Below are 24623 nucleotides of genomic sequence, written 5' to 3'. Positions count from 1 at the left end.
GGCGATGCCGTGAACACGTGCAAAATACGGGCGATGCATACCGGTTTCTCCGCGAACGGAATGATGAACTTCAACGCGCTAGCCGCTGCCCGAGGGCCGTTCGAACGCCTGCGCGGCAGTGTCGTCGTGCGGCTCCTCGCGATCGTCTTCGTGTTCAGTTGCGCGGTGACGGTGCTGCTGACGGCCGTGCAACTCGATCGCGACTATCGCAAGGGCGTGGCGCTCGTCGAAGAGCGGCTCTCGGATATCGGCCGCAGCTATGGTGCGAGCCTGGCCGAGGCGCTCTGGCGGCTTGATCGCGCGCAACTCGAGCTCGAGGTCGACGGCATCGCGCGTCTTGCCGATATTCGCGCCGTCGAGGTGCGCGAGATCGGTCCGTCGCCGATGGTGGTTGCGAGCGGCACGCGCGGCGGTGCGGCTGTCTTCTCGCGCGACTACCCTATCGTGCGGCACGCGCAAGGCGGGGCCGATCGCGTGATCGGCACCCTCCATGTCGAAGCGACGCTCGATGATCTCTACCGGTCGCTGATGCGAACAGCCGTGCTGATTCTCGTCAACCAAGCCGCGAATACATTCCTCGTGGCGCTTCTCATCACGTTCCTGCTCGATCGAATCGTCATGCGGCATCTGACGGCGCTCGCGCGCACAGTCGATCACTACGACTATCGCTATGCGCCGAGCCCGCTCATGCTCGATCGCAGGCGTCCGTCCGTGCCGGATGAGCTGGAGCGCATGGTGACGGCGTTCAATGCGATGGGCGCGCGTCTTTATCGCGCCTATCTGGACGAGCGCGATGCGGCGACGGAGCGCGAGGCGCGTCGCACGGCCGAGGCGGCAAACAGCGCGAAGAGCGCCTTCATTGCAAACATGAGCCATGAGCTGCGCACGCCGCTCAACGGAATTCTCGGCTGCGCGCAAAATCTCAAGCGCGACAGCACGCTTTCCGATTCGCAGCGCGAGTCCGTCTCCGTGATCCTGCGTTGCGGCGAGCATCTGCTCGCGCTGATCCATGACGTGCTCGATTTCGCCACGATAGAAGCAGGCAAGCTTCGTGTCGACATCGGCGAGGTCGAGCCCGCCGCCGTCGTCGCATCGATTCATGGCGCCATCGCCATGAAGGCGGCCGACAAGGGGCTCGCATTCGTGTGCGAGATCGCGCCGGACGTTCCGCGCTGCGTGAGGGCCGACGAACGGCGCTTGAGGCAGGTGCTGCTCAACTTGCTGACCAATGCCGTCAAGTTCACCGCGCGCGGCGGCGTGGGTCTCGACGTGACGTGCGCGCCGTCGGGCAGCGTACGCTTCGCGGTCCGCGATACGGGCATCGGCATCCATCCCGATCAAGTCGAGACGATCTTCCATCCGTTCGAGCAAGTCGCCAGCACCGGCGGCCGCGATGCCGGCATCGGTCTGGGACTCGCGATCAGCCGTCAGTTCGTGCGTGCGATGGGTGCGGAGATCGAAGTCGAGAGCAGCGTAGGGGAAGGCAGCGTCTTTCGCTTCGATCTTCCGGCGGCGGCGCAAGCGGGCCGCGGGGAGGCCCGCGATGGGGAGCCGCTCGAGCGGCCCCGCTTGTCGCTCGAGCGGTTGCCCACGCCCGGCGTCGAGCGAATGAAGGAGCTTCATTGCCTCGCGCGGATGGGCGATATGCGCGGCGTGCGTCGCTGGGCCGAAGCGATTGCCGTCGCGGATGCGCGCCACGCCTCGTTTTCGGCGGCCCTCGACGCACTGGCGCGGGCCTATCAGTCGAAACAGCTGCTGGCCTTCGTCGAGCGGCATCTCGATACAGGGAGCGAGCCATGACGGCCATCGCAATGACGGCGCAGTCCCCGCCGGCTTCGCTGCTGATCGTCGACGATGCGCCCGCGAACCTCGGCGTCGTCGTCGACAATCTGACGGACCGCGGCTTTCGCGTCCTCATCGCGCTCGACGGCGAGGAGGCGGTCGAGCGCGCCCGCTTCTCGCTGCCGGACCTTATATTGCTCGACGTCAAAATGCCGGGCATGAGCGGATTCGAGACATGCCGCGAATTGAAGGCCGATTGGCGCACGCGCGACATTCCCGTGATCTTCATGACGGCGGCCGACGACATCGACAATAGGGTCGAAGGTTTCGATGCGGGCGGTGTCGACTATGTGACCAAGCCCGTGCGGATCGATGAAATGATGGCGCGCATCAACGTTCATCTGGAGATGCGCGCGATGCACAGGACGCTCGTCGAGAAGAACCGGCGCCTCGAGAACGAAGTGGCCGTGCGAGAGTGCGCCGAGCGTGAACTCTCGCGCATTCGGGACGAGCTCGAGGCACGCGTCGCCAAGCGGACCGAGGAGCTCGCGCGGGCCAACGTGGACCTGCGCGCGCAGCAGCGCGAGCTGCTCGAGTCGCGCGAGCAATTGCGCGAGCTCGGCGCGCACATGGAGGCCGTTCGCGAAGAAGAGCGCAAGCGCATCGCGCTCGAGGTCCACGACGAGCTGGGACAACTGCTGACCGCGCTCAAGATGGACGTGTCGCTGCTGAAGATGCAGCTGACCGATTCCGAGCTGCTCAGGAAGGTCGCGGAGATGCGCGAGCTCGTCGAGAAGACGATTCTGATGGTCCGCAATGTCGCCAACCATCTTCGGCCCGCGGCGCTCAACTTCGGCCTCGCGTCGGCGCTCGAATGGCTGGCCGAGGACTTCGGCAAGCGGACGGGCATACCATGCCAGTTCCTCATGAATGCATCGGAGCCGGTGCTCTGCGACGCGCATGCGACGGCGGTTTTTCGCGTCGTGCAGGAATCGCTCACGAACGTCGCGCGCCATGCGCAAGCGACGCGTGTGCATGTGACCGTTACGCGAAACGACGCGGGTTTCGAACTCCATGTGAGCGACAACGGTCGCGGCTTCGATCCCGCGGTCGCCGCCGGCAAGCACGATTCATATGGCTTGCTCGGCATGAGCGAGCGCGCCAGGCTGATCGGCGCCTCGTTACAGATCGACAGTGCCCCGAAGTCGGGCACCGTCGTCTCGATCAGCGTTCCCTTCAACACCCATAGCGGAAAGCAACATGATCAGAATCTTGATCGCCGATGATCACGCCGTCGTGCGTAGCGGACTGAAGCAGATCGTCGCGACGGCGGCGGACACCGTCGTCGTCGATGAAGCGGCGAGCGGCGCCGACGTGCTGGCGAAGCTGCGCGCGAACGCGGTCGATCTGCTGACATTGGATATGACGATGCCCGGCATCAGCGGCGTCGACCTGATTCGGCGCGTGCATGCCGAGTATCCGGCCATGCCGATCCTGATTCTCAGCATCCATAACGAAGCGCAAGTCGTTTCGCGCGCGCTGCGCGCGGGCGCCTCGGGCTACGTGACGAAAGACAGCGATCCCGAGATTCTGCTGGCGGCGATCCACAAGCTCGCCGCGGGCGGGCGGTTCATCGATCCGCAACTCGTCGACGCGATCGTATTCGAGCGACACTCGGGCGACACGCCGCCGCATGGGATTTTGTCCGATCGCGAATTCGAAGTTCTGCGCCTGCTGGCGGCGGGAAAAAGCATCAACGAGATCGCCGACGCGTTTGCGCTGAGCGCAAAGACGATCAGCACGCACAAGCGCAGGCTGATGCAGAAGTTAGGGCTCAGCAACAGTGCGGAGCTGATTCGCTATTCGATTCGGCACGGGCTCGTCGCCGAGTAGGATGAAGCCGAAGCGGGGCAGGGCGGCCGGCTCCGTAGCCGAGCGCCCGCCTCGCACAGAACATCGACTTTCGGTCTCGCTAATGCAGCTTGCCGAAGATGACGTCGGCCCCCTCACCGGGCGAGAGTCCAACCTGAAAATAGCCTTCGAGTCGCTCGGCAGTCGCATTGTCGAGCTCGTATTCCGGCTCGACATAGCCCTCGCTGAGCGCGAAGTGGTACCAAGTCATGATCCATTGGCGCAGAGCGGTTTCTTCGGGCAGCAGTTCCCAAACTTCGTGATCGACGGCGCAGGTGTTCATGTCGACGCTCCGGTACGTTAAGGGACGATGATCGTTCGGCATCGCTGCCGCGAGGCGCGGCGGCCGCGCCGGCCCGCCGCTCGTTTGCCTCGAGATTCATCCTACGCGGGTCACCTGGGTTCTTCGATAGGAAGAGGCGGATTGTCGAGTAGGGATAGGTTGCGTCGCTTGTAAGGATTTTCTGGCAAGGTGTCGGTGCTCGAGCGGCGGCGCGCTCGGCTCGCCGCTCGCGCCATGCCGGGGCGCGTCCTCCCACGCCGCATCGCAGTCGGTTCGAGCCAGGCTACGGAATCAACCAGAGTGCGGCAGCGTAAATCAACAGCGAAACGACGAACGTGATCGCCGTATAGCCCATTACGCGCTGAATCTTGATGCCCGCGATCGCGACGACCGGCACCGCCCAGAACGGTTGCAGCATGTTCGAGACGTTCTCGGCCATCGCCACGCCCATTGCCGTATGCGGCAGCGAGGCGTTCAGGCTCAGCGCGGCGGGCAGGACGAACGGACCCTGCACGGCCCAGTGGCCACCCGCGCTCGGAATCAGAAGTGTGATGATGAGCGAGCTCAGGTAGCTCCAAAGCGGCAGAGACGCAGGCGTCGCGATCGTGACGAACGTTTGAGCGATCGTCGACGCAAGCCCGGTGCCGATCATGATGCCCATGATCCCGCCGTAGATCGGGTACTGCAGCAGCATCGAGCCGGTCTGCCGCGCGGCGCGCCGGATCGCATCCGCATAAGCGATCGGCGAGCGCTGCAGCGCGAGGCCCGCAAGCAGAAAGAGCAGGATCGTCGTGTTGATGTCGAGCTCGAAGCCCTTCTTGTACCAGGTCGTTCCGAGGTAACCGCAACCGAGCGCGAGCAGCAGCAGTGTACCGAGCACCGAACGCTCGGCGCGCGCCGCGAACGATGTCGCGGGCGCCGTGCGGCCGTGCGCGTCGTGTTCGGGCGCGGCGGCCGGCTCGTCGGCGGTGAATGCGACGACGTCCTCCGCCTTCGGATGCATCCGTACGAAGATAAACGCCATTACGACGACGACGAGTATCGTCGGCACGTAGACAAACGGCGCGAACACCGTTTCATTCAAGCCGATTACATGGCCCGTCGCCTTTTCGACGAGGTTGAGCGCGTTGCCGTGAGAGGCCTGCGAGAGCGCGATCGAACTCGAGAGCCCGCTGTTGCAGACGGACCAGGCGGAGTAGCTGCCCGCGACGAGCCAGGCGAAGTCGACTTTCACGCGCCGCGCGATCTCGCGCGCGAGCAACGCCCCGACCACGAGGCCGAGACCCCAGTTGAGCCAGGCCGCGAACCCGACGACGGGGAAGACAAGCAAGGCAGCGCGGGCCGGTGTGCGCACGGCCGAGGCGAGCGCGCGCAGCCCGCGCTGGACGACGGGCGCATCGGCGATCGCATAGCCGGTGGCCAGGATGAGAATCATCTGCAGCGCGAAGCCGAGGATCTTGAACGTTCCCTCATACCAGGAATCGACGATCGTTTCGATCGAGTGCTTCGGCGCGAGGCCCAGGGCGAGAAGAATGACGACGAAGGTCAGCCCGAGCGAAAGGACGAACGGATCGGGCATCAGCCGCTCGAATGCATAGACGAGGCCGGCCACGATGCCGCGCCGCGGCGCCCCCGATTGCGCCACGTCCGCCTTGAAAGAAGTCTGCTTCATGTCTCCGTTTCCATTGCATGGCCGCTCGTCGAATGTCCGGGAGCGCGCCGCCGTTGACGGAACACGTTCGAGGGTCGACGAGCGGGCGAGATAGGCACGCTGTTCGACTATCGAACAATCATCCATTTTTCGGCCATCCAATGTAGGCGGCGGACGGGGGACGAGTCAATCAGGAGTCCTGAAAATGCGTGCGGTGATCGGACATGGCCGCTCGGTCGTCGACCGTCGATCGAGACTGAGAGGAGTGCAGGGGCGTGACGACCGGCACGGGATTTTATATAGCCGCGGTTCGTTGACCGCTCCATACGAATACACTATCCTGCGCCTCGCGGACAACAAGGCCGTTACAACGGCACAATAAGACCAAGGGGCTGGTTGGTGATATTCAGCAGCATCGTCTTTTTGGGGCTTTTTCTCCCCGTCACGTTCTTCTCCTACTATCTCGTACCGGTGCGTTGGCGCAACGTACTGCTCGCAATCGCCAGCGTCGTTTTTTATGCATGGGGCGAGCCGCGGTATGTGATCTTGATGATCGTCTCGGTCGCGGCCAACTTTTCGCTGGCCATCGCGATCGACCGTGCCACGAGCCGGCGAGTGCTTTTGCTGACGGCTGCCGTCGCGCTCAATCTCGTGCTATTGGGCGTCTTCAAGTATGGCAATTTCGTCGTCGATAACGTCGACTGGTTGCTGGAGCGATTCGGCGTCGAACGTATCGTCTTGAAACCGATCGACATTCCGATCGGAATATCGTTCTACACGTTTCATGCCATCTCGTATCTGATCGATATCTATCGGCGCAACGTGAAGCCGAATAGAAGCATTGTCGAGTACAGCCTTTACATCATGCTGTTTCCACAACTGGTGGCGGGCCCGATTATTCGATACAAGGATGTTCACACGCAGCTCGCCAGGCGAGCCTGCTCCATCGACGACGTGAGCGCCGGAATCGTGCGCTTCACCATGGGCCTTTCGAAGAAAGTGCTCATTGCGAACCAACTGGGCCTCGTTGCCGACACGGCGTTCAACGTTCCCGGCGATCAGCTCGGGCCGGCAGTGGCCTGGCTCGGGCTCGTTTGCTACACGTTGCAGCTGTACTTCGATTTCTCGGGCTACTCGGACATGGCGATCGGCCTCGCTCGCATGTTCGGTTTTCGTTTTCCGGAGAACTTCGATTACCCCTATACGGCCACATCGATTCAGGACTTCTGGCGACGCTGGCACATTTCGCTCTCCACCTGGTTTCGCGATTACATCTATATCCCGCTCGGCGGCAATCGCCGCGGCGAGGGGCGTACGCTCGTCAATCTCTGGACGGTATTCCTGTTGACCGGGCTCTGGCATGGCGCGAGTTGGAACTTCGTCATCTGGGGCGCTATTCACGGTTTCTTCCTGATGATGGAGCGTCTAACGAGGAACGGGGGACGCCTTCGCCTCGCTGCCGTCCCGGTCTTTGTTCGACGGCTTTACGCCGTGCTCGTCGTCATGTTCGCCTGGGTCTTCTTTCGCGCAGCTTCGCTCGAACAGGCGTTGCAGTATCTGCAGGCGCTGGTCGGTCATTGGCCGAAGGCGCAATGGACGGTATCGGCCGAGCAGGTCTGCTCGCAGCAGACCGGGATACTTCTCGTGGTGGCCGCAATTCTGGCCGGGGGCTTTTATCCGTGGCTCGCGCGGAGGTCCGACGCGCTATGGCGCGGCCTGGCGCGGCGCGCGCTCGATGGCTGGGCACGCCTGGTACTCGTCACGCCCGCTTTGATATTGAGCAGCATGTCGCTTGCGCTGGGCCAATACAACCCGTTCATCTATTTCCGGTTCTAAGGCACATGAGCGACCTAGCGACAAAAAGGTCACCGCCGCGGATAGCGTTGCAGCGCGGCCATCGTCGATGCGCCGCCTGACGAATCGCATCGTCCTGCCGGTCGTATTTTTTCTTCTTTTGTCATTGCCGGTGCTTTGGTTCGGAAGACCGAGCTTTGTACCGGCGCTCGAGGAAAACCGAGCGCCGACGCCATTTCCGCGTTACACGCTGTACTGGTTTCGGCATTTCGAGCGTTGGTTCGACGACCGATTCGGCATGCGCGATGCGCTCGTCTACTATGGCTCGCGACTGCAGATGGCGCGCACGGGTTCGCCGATGGATCCCGAGGTGGTGGCGGGGCGTGACGGGTGGTTCTTTTTCGATCGGCACTATTCGCCGGGACACCCCCACTTCGCGGAGATGTTCGGTCAAACACCGCTACCCGATTCCGAATTGCAGACCATCGCGCGCAATTTGACGCTCGCACGCGAGCGGCTCAAAAGCTGCGGCATTCCGTTTTACCTCGTGCTCGCGCCGGACAAGCAGAGCATCTACCCGGAAAAGCTTTGGGTGCGTCCGCCGGAGAGTGCCGTCACACGCACGGATCAACTCGTACGCTACCTTGCTTCGACGGACCCGGCGCTCAAAGTCATCGATTTACGCGAGCCGTTGATAGCGGCAAAAGCCACGCAGTCCTACGATCTCTATAAGCGAACCGATACGCACTGGAACACGCTGGGCGCGTTCATCGGCTACCGGGCAATCACGAAGCAACTCGTTGCGGACGGGATCACGAAGGACTCCCGTCATGTGCGCTTCGACGACTACCGCATTGCCCGACATCCGTTCGACGGCGGTGACATCGTGGTGAACCTGCTGTCCCTGCGCGGCTACTTCAAGGACTACGTCATCACGCTCGATCCGGTCGAACCGCGTCGCGCGTATTCGATCAATCTGCCGGGCTGGCCAGCGCAAGGCGCCGAATTCACGTCAACCGAGAATCCGGCTGCGTCAGGCCGATTGCTGCTCCTGCGCGATTCGTTCGCTGGGGAACTGATGCCGTTCCTGGCCCAGGATTTCAACCGGATGTATTCGTTCGCCGAGCATCGCGTGGACGGGGCCCGGGTCCGCAGAGCGAAGCCCGATGTCGCCATGCTCGAGATCGTCGAGCGCAACCTCGAGTCTCTCGAAGACGGACCGACGAATCTCGATCAGGCCTGCAAGCCGATCAGCTCGCCAGCTTCCTGAACGTTTCGAGCACGGCCTCGCCTTTGAACGGCTTCACGATCCAGCCTTTCACGCCGGCCGCCTTGCCGCGATCCTTCATGGCCGGGCTGCTTTCCGTCGTCAGCATGATGACGTTGACCGCCGTATTGCCGAGCTCGCCGCGGATCTTCTCGACCATCGTGAGGCCGTCCATGTTCGGCATGTTGACGTCGCTGACGACGAGCTTGATGCCGGGATTCGTCCTGAGCTTCGTCAGGCCGTCCTTGCCGTCGACGGCGGTGTCGACATCGAGTCCGTTCTTGCGCAGGAAGCCCGCCACTTCGTCGCGGACGGTGCTCGAATCGTCTACGACCAGTATCTTCGCCATGTTTTTTCCTTCCTTTCCGAGTAGTGCGTTTCGATCGTCAGAAAAGCTCGAGTTCGCCGCTCGTCTGCAGTTCGCTCGACGATGTATCGGCGACGAAATCGATCGTGTCGTGCGCTGAGACGCAAAGCGTCGCGGCGAGCCGCACGCTGCCTTCGATCACGATGTCGTAAAGCGTTTCGAAGCCAGGATGCAATTGGTCGAGATGCGCGATGCAGGCGCTCGCGAGCACATACGGCGTCGACATTCCCAGGTCCGGAAAATGCTCGACGAGCGCCTGATTGATCGCCCCGCAGCAGAGATTGGCCACTTCCATGAACGCGTCGGCCAGCGGCCGCTCGTCGTCGCCCTTCACGAAGTATCGGCGCGTCGCCTCGTCGTCGCTGAAATGCAGGCCGAGCAGCAGGCGAAACGAGATCGAGGAGATCGTCAGCACAACGACTTTCTCGTTCTTGCCGATCTTGTGTGTGCCCGGCTCGGCTCGCTCGAGCTCGCAGAGATGGCTCTCGTCGGCGACGAGGCGCGAGCGCGCGGCGCGCTCGAAGATGCGCTCGAAGCTGTCCTTCGCTTGACTGCTGATCACGTCGATGCCTGCAGGATCTTCGATTCGAGTTGGCTCGCGAGCGCATCGACGCTGCCGAGCGATGCGGTGATCATCTTTCCGCCGGCCTGAATGTCCTGAAACGTGGCCGTCGTGATGAGGTCGTTGCGGTTCAGGCTGTTCTGATAGCTCTTCGAGAGCTCTTGGGAGCGGGTCGCGAGCGTGCGGACTTCGCTCGCGACGATCGAGAACCCGCGCCCGGCCGTGCCGGCCCGCGCGGCCTCGATCGATGCGTTCAACGACACGATCAGCACATGCGCGACAATCGCGGAGAGCTCCTGATTCTTTTTATGCATGTCGTGGTTTTGCGTCATCAGCGAGATCATCTGCTCGTGCCAGCGCTCGAACGTACCCGAGAGACCGCGCAGGCGCGCGGCCTCGCCGGCGAGCCGGCGCGCGTCATCGAGCCAGGCGGCCTTTTGTGCCTCGGCGTTCGCGAGGGCGGTGCCGAGGTCGCTCGCGTTCCCGATCGCCCTGGCGAGCTCGCCTTCGAGCTCGGCGATGCGCGAGCCCGCCTCCTGCAGTTGCCCCTCGTATTGCTCGATTCGTTGGCGCTCACGCGTCTCGGCGACGGAGAGGGCGGTTTGGCGCTGCGCGTCGACCTGGGCATGGAGCCGCGCGGCCGAGCGCTTGGTTGCCCAGGCATGCCAGGCCAGGGCCGCGATCAGCGCGACGATGCCGCCGATCAATGCTGCTGCGATATGACTTGCGTTCACTGCTCGTTCCTTGCTGCGTTCATTCGGCTAGCGCGTCGAAGCGAAACTGCCCTGGGCGTGTGGAATCGCGATCGAGACTATCGACGGCGAAGCGCTCGGGGAGCGAGACGATCGTCTGGAAATGGCGATAGGGCGCACCCTTGCGATCGTCGGTGAAGCGCAGCTCGATCGAGCCGTGTTCGCGTTTCACGAAGCTGCGCACCGCATCCATGCCGACGCCGCGTCCCGACACCTCGGTCACTTGACCCGCGGTCGAAAAGCCGGGCTGGAAGATGAGCTCGGCGATCGCCTCGTCGGTCAGCGCTGCATCGGGTGCGATCAAGCCTTTCTCGGCGGCGACACGCTTGATGCGATCGAGCGCGAGGCCGCGGCCGTCGTCGCTGAGCGTGATCTGCAGCGCGCCGTTGTCGATACCGACTTCGACGTCGATGACGCCCGCCGCGGGCTTGCCTTGCTTCTCCCGCTCGCTTGCGGGCTCGATGCCGTGATCGATGGAGTTGCGCAGCAAGTGCGTGAACACATCCTTGAGCAACGCGGCAACCTGATTGCGCACGCGATAGCCGTTGTCGTCGATCCGCACTACGGGGGTCTCTTTGCCGAGCTCCTTTGCGAGCGAGGGCAGCGACTCGAGCGGGCCGGAGAGCACCTGGCCGATCGTTTCCGTGCCGAAGAGACGCAACGACTGACGCAGCGAATCGCGCATCGTCAGCAACTCCCGGACATTGGCCGGATCGGCCTGATCGATGAGGCGCAGGCTGTCGTGGATGTGCGCCTCGTCGACGACCACATAGCGTTCACGCTTGTCGCCCGCACCGGGCCCCTTGCGCCCGAGGCTCACTTCGCTGATCCGCGCGTAGTTTTCGATCGCCTCGCGCACGCGCATGAGGTCTTGCATCAGTGCCTGCTGATTCCAACTGTCGGCCGCTTCCGAGCGGCGCAACTCCTCATAGGCCTGCTCGGCCTCATGCACGATGTTGGTCAGATGCTGGAGACTGTAGGTGCGCGCGTTGCCCTTGATCGTATGCATGTTGCGGAACAGCTCGGCGATGGCGGACCCGTTCGGCTGCTCGTGCTGGCGGATGATCCGCTCGTTTTCGCTGATGAAGCGCGTCGAGCTTTCGACGAAGTGATGGAACTTGTCCTGGCTGACCGCAAGAATCTCGCCGATGATCTCGAGCCGCCGTTTTTGCTCGCTCGCTTGCGCGGCGAGCTTGCGCAGCTCGGTGACGTCGCGCACGCAGAGCATGAGGCGCACGATCGTATCGGTCTCGTCGGTAATCGCCGACCAGCTCAGGTCGAGAATCTTTTCGCGGCCGTCCGGCATTCGCTTCGTGATCTCGTTCACGAGCAGATGCTGATTGAACTCGAAGTTGATGCTGTCTTCGCCGAGACATGCGTGGATCGCCGCATCGATCTGCGAAAGCGCGTCCGCGCCGAGTTCAGTGTCGTTGAAGACGAGATCCATCAGCGGGCGGCCGGCGATCTCTTTCGTCTCGAAGATCGTTTCGAGGTAGACCGAGTATTCGGCATGAACGACGGCGCCCGCCACCGCCGTCAGGATGCCTTGCGGCATGTTCTGCAGCATCGCCTGGATGTCGGCCGTCTTTTGCTTGAGTTGCGCCGAGCTCAACTGGATCTTTTCGATCATCTCGTTGAAGGCGACGATCGAGCGGCCGATTTCGTCCATGCGGCCCACGGGCACGCGCCGCGTGAAGTCCTGGCTCGATGCGATCTCGCTCATCTCCTGCTGCATGCGGCTCAACGGACGCGTAATTTGACGGTAGAGCAGCAAGCCAATCGCCGTCAGCAGAATCACCGCGCCCGCGGTTACGCCGCCGATCGCCGTCGTCGTCGTGGCGAGCATGCCGTTGAGTGCGTCGATGGCGTCGTCCTTCTGGCGGTTCTTCTCGATACGCAGCGTTTCGACGATGCCTTCGAGCTCATCGCGGTACTGGGCGACGTTCGCGAAGAGATACGCTTGCGCGAGCGCGTCCTTGCCGTCGGCTTTCATCTTCGCCGTGTCGGCGATTGCGGCGAAATAGTTGTCGAGGCTCTCGCGCGCCTGCGTCACCAGCCCCTGCTGAGCATGGCTCGCCGCGGCCTTCGCCTGCAAATCGAGCCCTTGGCGAAGCTGGGCCTCCTTCGCTTTCAGCTGGTCCTGAGCTTGAGCGACCATGTTCGCATCGGGCGCGTAGACGAGCGTCATCGTGGCGATCTGCACATCCTTCACCGCGGAAACGAGGTCGGCGGAGGCGAGCGCGCTCGGCACGACGCCCTGGGTCACCTGTTTGACGTTCACCGCGCTCGTGCGCGTCTGATACACGGCGTAGATGCCGATCGCCGACAAGGCGACGAACATCAAGACGACCAGCAAGGTAATACGATGCCGGATGCTCATATGCACGATCCCCGATGCAAAACTGCAATTCATTGTGACTTCATGTCATGTCAGTGCGCGCCGCCCGCTTGTTCTTGGGAGCGGTTTGCGGCGCGCCGGCGATTATGCCGGGGCGAATGTGACCCGGCGATGACGGGTGGCGCTCGGCGTTAACGGTCTGTCAACGCAAGCAGGCTTCGCCGAGATTGGCCCATCGGCGTGACATGAGTCGTTGCCGGGATATGTGGCATACACATTGCGTGACCGTGATCGCCCTACGGACATTTCGAGGAGAGCCATCATGCCCGAGCGGAAAACAGTCGCACGTGCCCAAGCCGACAAGCGTGCGGGCAAGGCGCCGACCACGCAGGCCGGCGAGTTCGTGAAAGAGGAAGTCGAGCATGTGCGTGCCGGCAAGCACGGCGTGAGATCGGCCAAGCAAGCCGTTGCGATCGGCCTTTCGAAAGCCCGGCGCGCGGGTGTGCCGCTGAAGCCGCCGAAGAAGGGAGCGACGAGCGAAGCGACGCGCAAGAAGGCGGAGAAGGACACCGCCGCGGGACAGCACGGCACGCCGAAGCATTCGCCGAGCAAAGAGACGAAGGCCAAGCGTGCGCGCACGACGGAAGGCGTGCTCAAGCGAGAGAGCCGCGCGGGTGCGTCGAGCGAAGCGATGGCGAAGCAGGCGAAGTCGGCCGCGGCCAAGCGGCCGGCGGCGAGCCGTTCGGCGGCGGCAAAAAAGGCCGCCCATACGAAGGGCGCTTCGACTCGTTCGACCGCCGCGAAGAAGGCCGCCCATACGAAGGGGGCCGCGGCTCGCTCCGCCGCGGCGAAGAAGGCGGCGAAAACACGCGCCGCTCGCGCGCATCACTAAGGCGCACATGACATGTGCGATTGGACGAGGCGCCAGCGGGCATCGCCCGACTGGCGGACAATGGAGATTCGACGAAACCCGGAGCAGAGATGACCGCGTATTCCCAAACCGCGCCGGCGCGCGCCGAAGTCGACGAGCTGACCGGTGCGACGATCCTCGAGTTCGGTACCGATTGGTGCGGCTACTGCCGCGGCGCGCAGCCGTTGATCACGGAGTCGCTCGCGCGCATTCCGCAAGCGCGCCACCTGAAGATCGAGGACGGTCCCGGTCGGCCGCTCGGCCGATCGTTCAAGGTCAAGCTGTGGCCGACGCTGATCTTTCTGCGTGACGGCGTCGAAGTGGCGCGCGTCGTGCGTCCGCCTGACGTCGCGTCGGTCGACGCTGGCGTCGCCGCGCTCACGGCCGCTGCTTGACTGACGCGGATTTTCCTGCCGCGCAGGCGACCTTCGAGATTCGCTCGAGGGGCCGCGGCAGCGCTTTTCACGCGTACGCCGCGGCGATAGGCGCGCGGCGGCTTATTCGGGCGTCGTCTCGACTTCTCTCGCGGTCCAACTCACGCTCGAGACACCCTTTTCCATGCTGATCCGGCTGGCGATGTGCTCGAGTCTTGCCTGGTCCTTCGGATGGGTGCGACAGGTCGCCGTGACCTCGAGACGCGGAGGCTCGCCTTCGCAATCGCGGCTCGTGAGACTCTGGAACGACAGCGGTTCGGCATACATCGCATTCGAGAGCACGGCTCGGATGTGCACTTCGTCTTCTTCCCGGCAGACGACGGTCAGTTCGTACTCGCGTATGAGGTCGGCGTTGCCGACGGGTGCGGCATTGATCGCGCGGCTGAGCTCGCGCAGCACGGTGTTCGTACCGAGCACGACGATCGTGCCGGCGATCGCGGCACCGTAGAACCCCGTGCCGGCCAGCACGCCGACGGCGGCGGAACACCAGAGCGTCGCCGCGGTGTTGATTCCCTGGATCGATCCCTTCTCACGCATGATGACGCCGCCGCCGAGAAAGCCGACGCCCGAGACGACGTAAGCGGCGATCTGCGTGACGCCGGTGCCCATCAGCGTGCCTAGCGACACGAAGAGGCAAGCGCCGCTCGCGACGAGCGTGATCGTGCGCAACCCGGCCGTGCGCTGGCGCATCTGTCGCTCGATGCCGATTGCGACTCCGCACGCGAACGCGGCCAGGAGCCGCCAGACGAATACCTGGGTCATGGGCAGGAAATGGGGAGGGCGCCTCGCGGATCCGTGCGCCAGTGCCAGGCGCGAGGGTGGCGTGATTCTAGTGGGCGCCGCCGCGCCAGGTCAAAAGTGTTGTGCTGCTGCAACGCATCAGGTCAGTGAAGCGGTAGAAATCAGGTCGTCTGCAAAAAATTGCTGCAATGCACTAGACGAGACCTAGGGAAAACCCTAGAATTGAACTCAGGGAAAACCCGTACTCAAAGGGAGTCGCCATGAGCTTTGTTCTCGCCTTGTTCCAGAAGATCAACGATCTTTTCGCGTCGCCGCATCTGCCGCTCGACTCCGACTACTCGTTCCAGGCGCGCTATCGCGAAGCCGAGCGCCTTCGCACGGCGCGCGCCACGGTGCTCGGCATCCGGCTCGTCGACTGAGCGAGCGAACCGAAGGTCGACAAGCTTGCCGCGCGAAAGAGCGCGGCCTGCGATAAACACCGTCGGAAATGCAAAGGGACCTCGCGAGCACCTGACGGTGCCGGAGGTCCCTTCTTTTCATCAGCCCGCCGCGAAGCGGGCTTTTTCTACTTTATTGCCCCGTGTATCCGAGAGGTGCCGTGGCGTTCGCCTTCGCGACGGTGGCATTCGTGGACACCACGTAGATCGGCGATTCCGTCAGTTTCAGCGTCGCGACGCCGTTCGAATACGGCACGGTGCTCGCGTTGCCCATGACATCGAGGACGGTCACGTTGCCGCTCGTGCCCGCCGAATCGACCTGCAGCCCATAAGACGTGCTGTACGTCGAGCTATAGGAACCCGACGACGTCGGCCACTGCGCGTTGTTGTGCGTCCAGAGGGCGGTAATGACCTTGCCGCCGTTGAGCTGTTGGAACGCGTAGCCGTACACCATCGTCGGCAGGCCGTTCAGCCGTCCGAGCGTCTGCGTGCCGTCGACGATTCGCGTCATCGCGGCGAACGCCATCGCCTCCGGCTTCGGGCTCAGGTTCGTCGCACCGTATGCGCCTTGCGCATCGGAGAGGTCAAAGAACGATCCATAGCCGACTTCGTCCGGATAATCCGGGCCATAGAAGAAGTACGTCACCTGCGCGCCCTCGCCGAGAATGATCAGGTGGGCGCGTGCCGCGATCGCAGCCTGAGCGTAGAGCTGGTTCGACGACGGCGAGTTCGCACCGTACGAGATACCCGGGTCGTAGCTGATGCCGAGTTCCGTCGACCACAGCCGCATGTTCGGCTTGACGGACTGCATTTGCGAGCGCAGCTGCTGCATCTGCTTGTCGAGCGCATTGGCCACGTTCGCCGGATTCGGATCCGTGTCGTAGAGCTCGGGCGGATGCGACGGGTAGGTGCCGGCGTTGTAGTAGCCGTGCGTCGTGATGCCGTCGATGTACTGACCGAGGCCCAGCGCCGCGTACGTCTGCAGATAGCCGCTCGTGCATTCCGTCTGGCAGTTCGCGACGAGCGGATTCGTCGTGCCCATCACCACCGCGTTCGGGTCCGTCGAGTGCAAGCCCGTATAGACGGCCTTATACATCGCGACGAAGTTCGATTGCGAATCGGTCCACTGCGGCTCCCACGTCACCTGGTAGTAGTCGTTCTGCTGGGTCGGGAAGTAGGTCTTCCGGACGTTGGCCGTATCCGTGCCGACGCGCGCCATGTAGTTCTGGTAGTAGCCCAGATCGGACGGCGCGTGCGTGTCGTCCTGGAAGCCGCCGGTCGGGCTCGCCCAGGCCGGGATGCCGTCGAGGCGGACGAGGCGCATGATCTTGCCGCTCGTGTACGACGGGTCGAGGTTCGAGAGCGACGGCGTCCAGGTGTTGGGACCGTTCGGCTCCATGGCCGAAAGCTCACGATCGTCGATCGTCTGCGAAATGCCGAGCGCCGCGAGCGCCGCCGCGTTGCTGTTGAAGCCCTGCATGCCGAAGCGGTGCTGTTCCTGATGCGCGAACGAGACGGCCGGAATCACGCCCGAAACGTTGGGCAGAACGCCGAACGTCGCAATGCCGGTCGGACGCGTGCCGGCTTGCGGCAGTGTGCCGCCCGCCTTCGAGAGCGTGGCCGTCACGGCGAAGTAGCCGCCGAGCGTCGATTTGCACGAAAGGGTGTTCGTCTGAGTGCCGCTTGCCACCGCGAACGTGCCGCTGCCCTTGACGTTGCCGACGTGATCCTGGATCGACCAGACGACGTTGTCGGCCGCGGGAGCCGCCGTCACGAAGGACAGGTTGAATGCGCTGCCTTGCGCGAACAGGCGCGTGCCGTCAGCCGTCTTGACGTCGGCGCTGATGAGGCCGTTCGCGGAGCCGCCGGAGGAGGCGGTCGGCGTCGAGCAGCTGATCGTGCCGCTGGCTGACGAGGTGGACGTCGAGTTGCTCGTCGAGCTCGTGCTCGTCGACGTTGAGCCGGACGTGGAGGTCGTGCCCGAGGTCGATGTCGTGCCGGAGGTCGAAGTCGTACCGGAGGTCGACGTGGTACCCGACGTCGACGTGGTGCCGGAGGTCGTGCCCGTCGTGGACGTCGACGCCTGGATCCAGCAGTACTTCGTCGAGCCGTAGGCCGGGTCGTTGCCGAATGTGCCGTTGTTACAGGCAACGCCGTTCGTGAAGATCGCCGACATGTTGTTGGCGGTCGTGCTCGACCCGTAAAGGACCGTCTTCGTCCCGGAGAACGAGCAGTAGCCGCCTTCGGTCGCGCATTGCGTCCACGCACCGGAAGTGCTCGTCGTGCCGGACGTGGTCGTTCCCGAGGTGCTCGTCGTGCCGGTCGTGCTCGTGCCGGACGTCGTGCTGGCGTACCAGCACGACTTCGTGTACCCGTAGGCCGGATCGGTTTGGGAAACGACGCCGTTCGAGCAGCTCACGCCGTTCGTGAACGGGCCGTTGATGTCGTACATCGTTGACGTGCCGAAGACGACCTTCGCGCTGCCGCTGAACGAGCAGAAATCATTTTCCGATGCGCACAGCTTGTAAGTCACGCCGCTGATCGTCAGCGTACTTTGTGCGTGCGCACTCGAGGGCCAAAGGCCCACAAAATTAAATACGACCCCTAAAGAAATCAGTATCCATAGTCGTAATCTATACATTGATTCGACTGATCTTGGGGGCGAACAAGGAAAAAAAGAAACAAAAGACCGCACGGTGTGACCTCGCTTCGTCGCTGTTGAAGGCTGACGAATTAAGCCTGTAGGGCACGTGCGAAAAGTTGATCTGGATCAATGAAAAAAATGGGGACGCGCAAAAACTGGAAATAAGTATGAGGAAAAAAGGAAAAGATTGAGTGGTCGCCTTCCATTTTCCGCCAAATCGATTCTTGTAGTGCCGATTTTGGCAGGTAAATGGTGCCGGTGAGCAATATTGAATTGCCGCTGATTTTGAGCTTGACAGTCATCGGCAATGATGCCTCGGGATGAAAGCTAACCCATGAGGTATGACTGCAAGAAATGCGCAGCCGGGGTGCATTTGGCTCTGCGGTGGTGCATTGCATGCGCTAAATGTGTGCGCTTTCCTGATGGGTTCGAGCGTAGTCCCGTGAACCTCTATGGTGCGCGGTAAGGCGCTGCGCAAAGCGATTGCACCGACAGAGTACGCGAATTCCCCTCTTTGGTACGATCCTTGCTGCTTCTGCCCATTTTTTGCGCAGACCTATTAGTCCTATGAATGAGCTGAAATCGGGCGCCGACACCTTGTTCCTGCTGCTTGGCGCCGGAATGGTGCTTGCCATGCACGCCGGATTCGCGTTCCTCGAGCTTGGCACGGTTCGCAAGAAGAACCAGGTCAATGCCCTCGTGAAGATCCTCGTCGACTTCGCCGTTTCGACGATCGCGTACTTCTTCATCGGCTACACGATCGCGTACGGCGTCGAGTTCTTCGGCGATGCGACGACGCTTGCCGAGCACAACGGATACTCGCTCGTGCGGTTCTTTTTTCTGCTCACGTTCGCCGCCGCGATACCGGCCATCGTCTCCGGTGGGATTGCCGAGCGGGCGAAGTTCAACCCGCAGCTTTGCGCGACGTTCTTGCTGGTTGGCTTCGTCTATCCGTTTTTCGAAGGCATCGCCTGGAACGACCGGTTCGGATTGCAGACCTGGCTGACTGCTGTCGCGGGGGTGCCGTTTCACGATTTCGCCGGCTCCGTCGTCGTTCATGCGTTCGGCGGCTGGGTGGCGTTACCGGCCGTCCTGCTGCTTGGAGCGCGACGCGGCCGGTATCAACGCGATGGCCGAATTTCGGCTCATCCGCCCTCGAACATCCCGTTTCTCGCGCTGGGGGCCTGGGTGCTTGCCGTAGGCTGGTTCGGGTTCAATGTCATGAGCGCGCAGACCATCGACAAGATCAGCGGACTCGTCGCCGTCAACTCGCTGATGGCGATGGTCGGCGGCACGTTGACCGCCTGGCTCGCGGGACGCAACGACCCGGGTTTCAGCTACAACGGCCCGCTCGCGGGGCTCGTCGCCGTCTGTGCCGGCTCCGACGTCATGCATCCGATCGGTGCGCTCGTGACCGGTGCCATTGCCGGGGGACTCTTTGTCTACATGTTCACCTGCGTGCAGAATCGCTGGCGTATCGACGACGTGCTCGGCGTATGGCCGCTGCACGGTTTATGCGGGGCATGGGGCGGCATCGCCGCCGGCATTTTCGGATTAAAGGCGCTTGGCGGGGCAGGGGGCGTCTCGTTGTTGGCGCAATGCGTCGGCACGATGGCGGCCATCGTCGTTGCCACGGCGGGCGGTGCGATCGTTTATGGCATTCTGCGGGCAACGGTGGGAATCAGGCTCGACGAGGAAAACGAGTTCGACGGGGCGGACCTGTCGCTTCACAAGATCAGCGCCACGCCGGAGCGTGAGACGGTGGTCTGATCGACGAACCTGCGCGAGGTGGCTGAGAAGCTCGTTCCCCCGATCGAAAGGGATAGAAGGAGTCAGGCCTTGATCGCGCTATTTACCGATTTCGGCGCCGACGATATCTACGTCGGCCAGATGAAAGTCGCGCTGCTGCGGCATGCGGCGGCCGGCACGCCCATCGTGGATGTGCTGCATGAAGTTCCGAACTTCGATGCGCGGGCGGGCGCGCATCTGCTCGCCGCGTTGCGAGCCTGGTATCCGGATGGCACGGTGTTTCTGTGCGTCATCGATCCGGGCGTCGGCAGCGAACGGGGCGCGGTCGTCGTGCAGGCGGACAGTCAGTGGTTCGTCGGGCCCGACAACGGATTGCTCTCCGTCGTGGCGGCGCGCGCGTCGCGGACTCGGGCGTGGCGCGTGACATGGCGTCCGGCCGGGCTCTCGGCGTCGTTTCATGGTCGCGATTTGTTTGCGCCGATGGCGGCATGGGTCAGCGTTGCGGGCGATGCCGATCGGCTGCCGCTCGATAAGCTCGAAGCCATGTCGGGGCTCGATGTGCAATTCGGAGAGGGCGATCTGGCGGAAGCGATCTATGTCGATCACTACGGCAATGTGTTGACCGGGTTGCGCGCGAAAGCGCTGTCGACCGACGCGCGGCTGCGGGTCGGATCGACGGATGTCGCGTATGCACGCGTGTTCGCGGAAGTCGCGGCCGGCCAAGCGTTCTGGTACGTGAACTCCATCGGGCTCGTGGAAATCGCGGTCAATCGCGGCAGCGCCGCGGCGTTGCTTGGGGTTGGCGTCGGGGATCCGGTGCAGTGGATCGTTTGACCGGTTGCACGACGTCAGCTGCGCAAGTTCAGCGATGCGGATGTGCTTTGACATAGTCGAGCAATACGTCATTCATGCGAGTTTGCCACCCGTTCCCCTCCGACCGAAAGTACTCGAGAACCTGGGCATCATAGCGAATGCTCACCAGTTCTTTCGGGTAGTTGCCCTTGGGAGGGCGGCCCATCCGCTTCTGTTCGATCACCTCGGAAAACGGCCGCATCCGCTTGATCTGTTCTGTCGATACCTCGTAGGTATCCGGGTCAGATGCGATGCCTCGGTTGATTTCCGCGTCTTCCTGAGGGGTGGGCGGAATCAATTTACGCTTGCTCATAGTCTCGTTGCTCCCGCTTGTTCGCCTTACGTAGGCTGATGATCCTGATGGCATCGCCGCGATATGTGAAGACCACACAGTACAAGCGCCCATCGATAGGGCCAAAACCGATGTAGCGGTCCTCGCTATAGTCGACTCTCTCATCCTGATCGACCCTCAAGGCGTTCCAGTCGAGACGCGCGGCGTATGTCAGGGGTACACCGTGCTTTCTGAGATTTGAAGCGCTCTTGTTCGGATCGAAGGTAATTTCCATGCATGAAGTATTGTAGCTACAAAAGTCGTCTTCCTGTCAACGGCTGTATGCCTAACGTGATCCACGGTCAGTGCGCCATGTCGGTCTTCGGCTCGACCTAGTCGGCGCATCGGATAGCGAGCGGAATCGCCTCGTCGATTTCCGGTTCGATGCCCGAAACGTTCGCTAGCAGGTCGGGAAGAGTTCGGCCCTGCCGATCGCAAGTGTGTATGCCGACGGTGTCGGCGAGCGCAACATGCGCGCAAATTCAGCCTACGAGACTATGTACCCCGCCGTGGAGAAGCGAACGTGTGCGCTATTCGTCTTTGTCTCGAATACCACCGTCGCGTGCGTGACGGCACGCATAGGCCTTTTTGCACGAGCGCACACACTGCCCGACGAACCGGGCTTGGTCGAGCGCCGGGGTCTGGCTATCCGGCTCGGTTTCCTGGAGCCGATGCACTACCGGCAATGTTCGATCCGGCAAACATCATCACTGAAACGGAGATGATTGCGCTGCGCTTAATTATTTCGGACTCCTAATAAAATGGCGGGCTGATGCGATGTGGAGTGAGCGCCCAAAGGGTTCTCGCCTTCAGGCTGCTCACGGGAAGCTATGCCGACGAACGCTGGCTGATATTCCGATGGCGCTCTCGCGCGGCTTTGCCCGGGAGATGCGCCGCGCGGATGAATTGACGTTGTAAATCAAGGCGTTGGCGCCTACACTGAAGGAACGTCACATTGTGATCAATTGTCTCCTGGCAAAGCCCAATAATCAGAGGGAGCCTGATCCATGTTCCAGCAAGTTCTCAATCCCACGGGCAACCTTTTCGTTTCCTGGTTGCTCGCCCTCGTGCCCGTCGTCGTTCTCCTCGTCCTGCTTGCCGTCTTTCGGGTTTCCGCCTGGATCTCCGTATTGATCGGTGCGATCGTCACCTTCATCATCGCCGCTGTGGTCTGGACGATGCCGGTGACGACGGGGATCAGGGTTTTCGCGTACGGGTCGCTGACTGGCATCTGGGCCGTCGATTGGATCACGTTCTGGGGCGTCATGCTGTTCAATTCGTTGACGCTTACCGGCGTATTCGACGACTTTCGCCGCTGGCTCACGACGCAGGGCACCGCGGACGTGAGAGTCCAGACGATCATGTTTGCCTGGGCATTCGGCGCGTTGCTCGAAGGGTTGGTCGGCTTCGGCTATCCGTGGGCGTTCGTGGCGCCGATACTGATCGGGCTCGGCATTCCGGACCTCGACGCGATTCGCGTCGCCGCGCTCGCCAATAACGCGCCTGTTTCATACGGCGCGCTCGGCGTGCCGATCATTGCGCTCGGGGCCGTGACGGGCCTGCCGGTCCTCGCCCTTTCTGCCTCGGTCGGGCACATTGTGGCCATTCTCGCGTTGCTTCCGCCGTGGGTCCTGATCTATCTGGTGACCGGTCGAACCGGTCTGCGCGACGGCTGGCCGCTCGCCGTCGTCGGCTCGCTCGCCTATATCGCGGGGCAGTATCCGGTCGCGGTATACCTCGGCCCCTATTTGCCCGATGTGACGGGCTCGATCGTCTGCTTTGCGGCGCTCTTCGTGCTGCTCAAATTCTGGCGTCCGAAACGCACGCTTGGCTATGGCGGAAAGCCGATCGAAGCGGAGGCCGCCGGGGGCGCCGGCGAAGCGCACGGGCTGACGAGCGCGCAACTCATGCGTGCGTGGCTGCCTTTCATCGTGCTTATCGTCGTGGTGGTGCTTTGGACCGGGCCGTGGTCTCCGTTGCCGAAGATCGTCTGGGTCAAGCTCTCGGCAGCCGCCGGCTCGTCGATCCACCCCGGTACGCAAATCAGCGCGGTCTTCTCGTTTGCGCCATTCATCGGCGGCACGGCGATCTTCGCGTCTTGGCTGATCACGGCATTGCTGATCGGCATGAAGCCGGCGCAGTACGCTGAAGCGTTCAGCCGGACCTGGCATCAGATGTGGGGAGCGTTGCTCGTCGGCATCTTTATTTTCGGTCTCGCCTACGTCTTCAATTTCTCGGGCATGGCCGCCTCGCTCGCCGAGGGATTTTCGAAGATCGGGATCGCTTATATCGTCGTCGCGCCGATTCTTGGCTGGATCGGTGTAGCGCTGTCCGGCAGTAATACATCGACCAACGCCATGTTCGGTTTCTTCCAGGTGACGGTCGGCCGCTTGCTTGGCTTTCCGATTCTGCTGCTACCGTCGCTGAACTCCCTCGGCGCTGAAGTAGGGAAGCCCGTCGCGCCCCAAACGACGAGCGTCGGCGTATCGACGAGCCGTTTCGTGCGCAACGAAGGGGAGGTGATTCGTCACAACATGGGATGGACGTTCATCCTGTTGGGCTATCTCATCATCATCGGGGTGGGATTCTATCTGTTGGCGCCAAGGGTCATGACTCTGGCGGGGGCAGGCGGTTAGCGGCGGCCGCGAGCTTGCCGCCATTCCACTTACTAGATGGTGCCGAACAGCGCTCGCGGCCGATCCCGCAATCGCATGCGCCGTCGTATGGCGCGGAGCCCGAGATCGTCAAGATCGGATTCGCGGGACCGCTGACGGGACCGGTCGCCCGCGTCGGCAAGGACCTCGAAAACGGCGCGCAACTCGCCATCGACGAGGAGAACGCGAAGAACCCGACGATCGGCGGCAAGCCCGTGAAGTTCGTGCTCGACGTGCAGGATGACCAGGCCGATCCGCGCGTTGCCGTCCAAGTGGCGCAGAAGATGGTCGATGGCGGCGTGGTCGGTGTCATCGGACACTACAACTCAGGTTGCAGCATTCCGGCGTCGGCGGTCTACCACAAGGCGAACGTCGCGATGATCACGCCGGGCTCGACCAATCCGGTGTTGACTCATCAGGGCTTCGCCAACGTATTCCGCACGATGGGACACGACGGCATCGGCGGGGTGATCGCCGGCGAGTTCGCGGTGCAGCAGTTGAAGGCAAAGCGGATCGGCATCATCGACGATCGCACCGCTTTCGGCCAAGGGCTTGCGGATGCGTTCGAGAAAGGCGCCAAAGGAGCGAACGGCAATGTCGTCGATCGCGAATTCACCAACGACAAGGCCGTCGACTTTCGCGCCATCCTGACGACGCTCAAGCAGAAGAACGTCGACATGATCTTTTTCGGCGGGCTCGACGAGCAAGGCGCGATGCTCGTCAAGCAGATGCGCTCGCTAGGCATGCCGGCCCATCTGTTTGGCGCGGGCGCGCTCAAGAGCAATGCGTTCGTGCAGATCGCCGGCTCGGCGGGAGAGGGGACGCAAGACCTTGAGCCGGGCCCCGCGTTGGACAAGCTGCCCTCGGCTCAGGCATTCGCGAAGCGCTACAAGGCGCGCTTCAACCAGGACGTCGAGCTCTATGCGCCGTTCGCCTATGACGCCGCGCTTGCCATGCTCAAGGCGATTCACGACGCTGACTCGCTCGATCGCGCCAAGATCGTCGCGGCTTTTCCGAAAGTCACTGTCACGGGCGTCACAGGCAAGATCGCATTCGACGGGAATGGCGATTTGATCAAGCCGCCGTACACGCTCTTCGAAGTCCAGCAGGGGCAATGGAAGAGTCTGCGGACGGTGGGCGGCAACGGCGTCTGACGCGTTGGCC

Annotated in this window: 23 protein-coding genes; 12 read left to right on the top strand and 11 right to left on the bottom strand. The window is 62.7% G+C overall.

Annotation, left to right across the window (positions count from 1 at the left end; genetic code table 11):
- Nucleotides 1-63 precede the first annotated feature (63 nt).
- The 3 genes from C9I57_RS05390 to C9I57_RS05380 are packed head-to-tail and all read left to right on the top strand — an operon-like array spanning nucleotide 64 to nucleotide 3675.
- Nucleotides 64-1800, top strand: coding sequence for a sensor histidine kinase (locus C9I57_RS05390; RefSeq protein WP_258187530.1), 1737 nt, complete (start codon nucleotides 64-66; stop codon nucleotides 1798-1800).
- Nucleotides 1797-3068, top strand: coding sequence for a response regulator (locus C9I57_RS05385; protein WP_107149597.1), 1272 nt, complete (start codon nucleotides 1797-1799; stop codon nucleotides 3066-3068). Before C9I57_RS05390 ends, C9I57_RS05385 begins: the two co-directional genes overlap by 4 nt.
- Nucleotides 3043-3675 carry a response regulator gene (locus C9I57_RS05380; protein ID WP_107149596.1) on the top strand — a complete coding sequence of 211 codons (633 nt, stop codon included), beginning with the start codon at nucleotides 3043-3045 and terminating at the stop codon, nucleotides 3673-3675. The genes C9I57_RS05385 and C9I57_RS05380 overlap by 26 nt, the downstream gene beginning before the upstream one ends.
- A 79-nt stretch (nucleotides 3676-3754) precedes the next feature.
- Here the strand turns inward: C9I57_RS05380 and C9I57_RS05375 are convergent, their stop codons facing one another.
- Together C9I57_RS05375 and C9I57_RS05370 are read right to left on the bottom strand one after the other, a co-directional pair.
- A complete protein-coding gene (locus C9I57_RS05375; protein WP_107149595.1) occupies nucleotides 3755-3976 on the bottom strand; it encodes a hypothetical protein in 222 nt (73 codons plus the stop codon).
- Nucleotides 3977-4259: 283 nt separating this feature from the next.
- Nucleotides 4260-5648, bottom strand: a complete 1389-nt coding sequence (locus tag C9I57_RS05370) for a TIGR00366 family protein (RefSeq protein WP_107149594.1) — start codon at nucleotides 5646-5648, stop codon at nucleotides 4260-4262.
- A 378-nt stretch (nucleotides 5649-6026) separates the two neighbouring features.
- On the opposite strand from C9I57_RS05370, the gene C9I57_RS05365 reads away from it, so the two are divergent.
- Nucleotides 6027-7463 carry an MBOAT family O-acyltransferase gene (locus tag C9I57_RS05365; RefSeq protein WP_107149738.1) on the top strand — a complete coding sequence of 479 codons (1437 nt, stop codon included), beginning with the start codon at nucleotides 6027-6029 and terminating at the stop codon, nucleotides 7461-7463.
- Between the two features lie 67 nt (nucleotides 7464-7530).
- Nucleotides 7531-8691, top strand: a complete 1161-nt coding sequence (locus tag C9I57_RS05360) for an alginate O-acetyltransferase AlgX-related protein (protein ID WP_107149593.1) — start codon at nucleotides 7531-7533, stop codon at nucleotides 8689-8691.
- Here C9I57_RS05360 and C9I57_RS05355 read toward each other — a convergent pair.
- The 4 genes from C9I57_RS05355 to C9I57_RS05340 are packed head-to-tail and all read right to left on the bottom strand — an operon-like array spanning nucleotide 8672 to nucleotide 12749.
- Nucleotides 8672-9037: a response regulator gene (locus C9I57_RS05355; RefSeq protein WP_107149592.1), complete on the bottom strand. Its 366-nt coding sequence runs from the start codon at nucleotides 9035-9037 to the stop codon at nucleotides 8672-8674. The genes C9I57_RS05360 and C9I57_RS05355 overlap by 20 nt on opposite strands.
- A gap of 37 nt (nucleotides 9038-9074) precedes the next feature.
- Nucleotides 9075-9617, bottom strand: coding sequence for a hypothetical protein (locus tag C9I57_RS05350; protein ID WP_107149591.1), 543 nt, complete (start codon nucleotides 9615-9617; stop codon nucleotides 9075-9077).
- Nucleotides 9614-10351, bottom strand: coding sequence for a methyl-accepting chemotaxis protein (locus C9I57_RS05345; RefSeq protein WP_107149590.1), 738 nt, complete (start codon nucleotides 10349-10351; stop codon nucleotides 9614-9616). The genes C9I57_RS05350 and C9I57_RS05345 overlap by 4 nt, the downstream gene beginning before the upstream one ends.
- A gap of 19 nt (nucleotides 10352-10370) precedes the next feature.
- Entirely contained in the window at nucleotides 10371-12749 is a 2379-nt protein-coding gene (locus C9I57_RS05340; protein WP_107149589.1) for an ATP-binding protein, read from the bottom strand.
- Between the two features lie 280 nt (nucleotides 12750-13029).
- Between C9I57_RS05340 and C9I57_RS05335 the strand changes: the two genes are divergently transcribed.
- Together C9I57_RS05335 and C9I57_RS05330 are read left to right on the top strand one after the other, a co-directional pair.
- Nucleotides 13030-13599 carry a DUF6496 domain-containing protein gene (locus tag C9I57_RS05335; protein WP_107149588.1) on the top strand — a complete coding sequence of 190 codons (570 nt, stop codon included), beginning with the start codon at nucleotides 13030-13032 and terminating at the stop codon, nucleotides 13597-13599.
- An 89-nt stretch (nucleotides 13600-13688) separates the two neighbouring features.
- Nucleotides 13689-14012, top strand: a complete 324-nt coding sequence (locus tag C9I57_RS05330; RefSeq protein WP_107149587.1) for a thioredoxin family protein — start codon at nucleotides 13689-13691, stop codon at nucleotides 14010-14012.
- 102 nt (nucleotides 14013-14114) lie between these two features.
- Here C9I57_RS05330 and C9I57_RS05325 read toward each other — a convergent pair whose 3' ends face one another.
- Nucleotides 14115-14813 carry an MgtC/SapB family protein gene (locus tag C9I57_RS05325; protein ID WP_107149586.1) on the bottom strand — a complete coding sequence of 233 codons (699 nt, stop codon included), beginning with the start codon at nucleotides 14811-14813 and terminating at the stop codon, nucleotides 14115-14117.
- A gap of 239 nt (nucleotides 14814-15052) precedes the next feature.
- On the opposite strand from C9I57_RS05325, the gene C9I57_RS32640 reads away from it, so the two are divergent.
- Nucleotides 15053-15211 carry a hypothetical protein gene (locus tag C9I57_RS32640; RefSeq protein ID WP_181321731.1) on the top strand — a complete coding sequence of 53 codons (159 nt, stop codon included), beginning with the start codon at nucleotides 15053-15055 and terminating at the stop codon, nucleotides 15209-15211.
- 151 nt (nucleotides 15212-15362) lie between these two features.
- Here the strand turns inward: C9I57_RS32640 and C9I57_RS05320 are convergent, their stop codons facing one another.
- Together C9I57_RS05320 and C9I57_RS05310 are read right to left on the bottom strand one after the other, a co-directional pair.
- Nucleotides 15363-17003 carry a hypothetical protein gene (locus C9I57_RS05320; RefSeq protein ID WP_107149585.1) on the bottom strand — a complete coding sequence of 547 codons (1641 nt, stop codon included), beginning with the start codon at nucleotides 17001-17003 and terminating at the stop codon, nucleotides 15363-15365.
- Nucleotides 17004-17962: 959 nt separating this feature from the next.
- Entirely contained in the window at nucleotides 17963-18175 is a 213-nt protein-coding gene (locus C9I57_RS05310; protein WP_107149583.1) for a hypothetical protein, read from the bottom strand.
- Nucleotides 18176-18440: 265 nt separating this feature from the next.
- On the opposite strand from C9I57_RS05310, the gene C9I57_RS05305 reads away from it, so the two are divergent.
- Nucleotides 18441-19643 (top strand): ammonium transporter, encoded by a 1203-nt coding sequence (locus C9I57_RS05305; RefSeq protein ID WP_107149582.1) that lies wholly within the window; start codon nucleotides 18441-18443, stop codon nucleotides 19641-19643.
- 69 nt (nucleotides 19644-19712) lie between these two features.
- Nucleotides 19713-20456 (top strand): SAM hydrolase/SAM-dependent halogenase family protein, encoded by a 744-nt coding sequence (locus C9I57_RS05300; protein WP_107149581.1) that lies wholly within the window; start codon nucleotides 19713-19715, stop codon nucleotides 20454-20456.
- A 28-nt stretch (nucleotides 20457-20484) separates the two neighbouring features.
- Here C9I57_RS05300 and C9I57_RS05295 read toward each other — a convergent pair whose 3' ends face one another.
- A complete protein-coding gene (locus tag C9I57_RS05295) occupies nucleotides 20485-20787 on the bottom strand; it encodes a BrnA antitoxin family protein (protein WP_107149580.1) in 303 nt (100 codons plus the stop codon).
- Complete coding sequence (locus tag C9I57_RS05290) at nucleotides 20774-21040, bottom strand: BrnT family toxin (protein ID WP_107149579.1); 267 nt, start codon at nucleotides 21038-21040, stop codon at nucleotides 20774-20776. The genes C9I57_RS05295 and C9I57_RS05290 overlap by 14 nt, the downstream gene beginning before the upstream one ends.
- A gap of 772 nt (nucleotides 21041-21812) precedes the next feature.
- On the opposite strand from C9I57_RS05290, the gene C9I57_RS05285 reads away from it, so the two are divergent.
- On the top strand, nucleotides 21813-23441 hold the full coding sequence (locus C9I57_RS05285; protein ID WP_107149578.1) for an L-lactate permease: 1629 nt from the start codon (nucleotides 21813-21815) through the stop codon (nucleotides 23439-23441).
- A 62-nt stretch (nucleotides 23442-23503) separates the two neighbouring features.
- Nucleotides 23504-24613, top strand: coding sequence for a branched-chain amino acid ABC transporter substrate-binding protein (locus C9I57_RS05280; protein WP_107149737.1), 1110 nt, complete (start codon nucleotides 23504-23506; stop codon nucleotides 24611-24613).
- The last annotated feature ends 10 nt before the right edge of the window (nucleotides 24614-24623 follow it).

Source organism: Trinickia symbiotica (assembly GCF_003028655.1).
Taxonomy (GTDB): Bacteria; Pseudomonadota; Gammaproteobacteria; order Burkholderiales; family Burkholderiaceae; genus Trinickia; species Trinickia symbiotica_A.
This window is presented reverse-complemented; position numbering and strand designations above follow the sequence as displayed.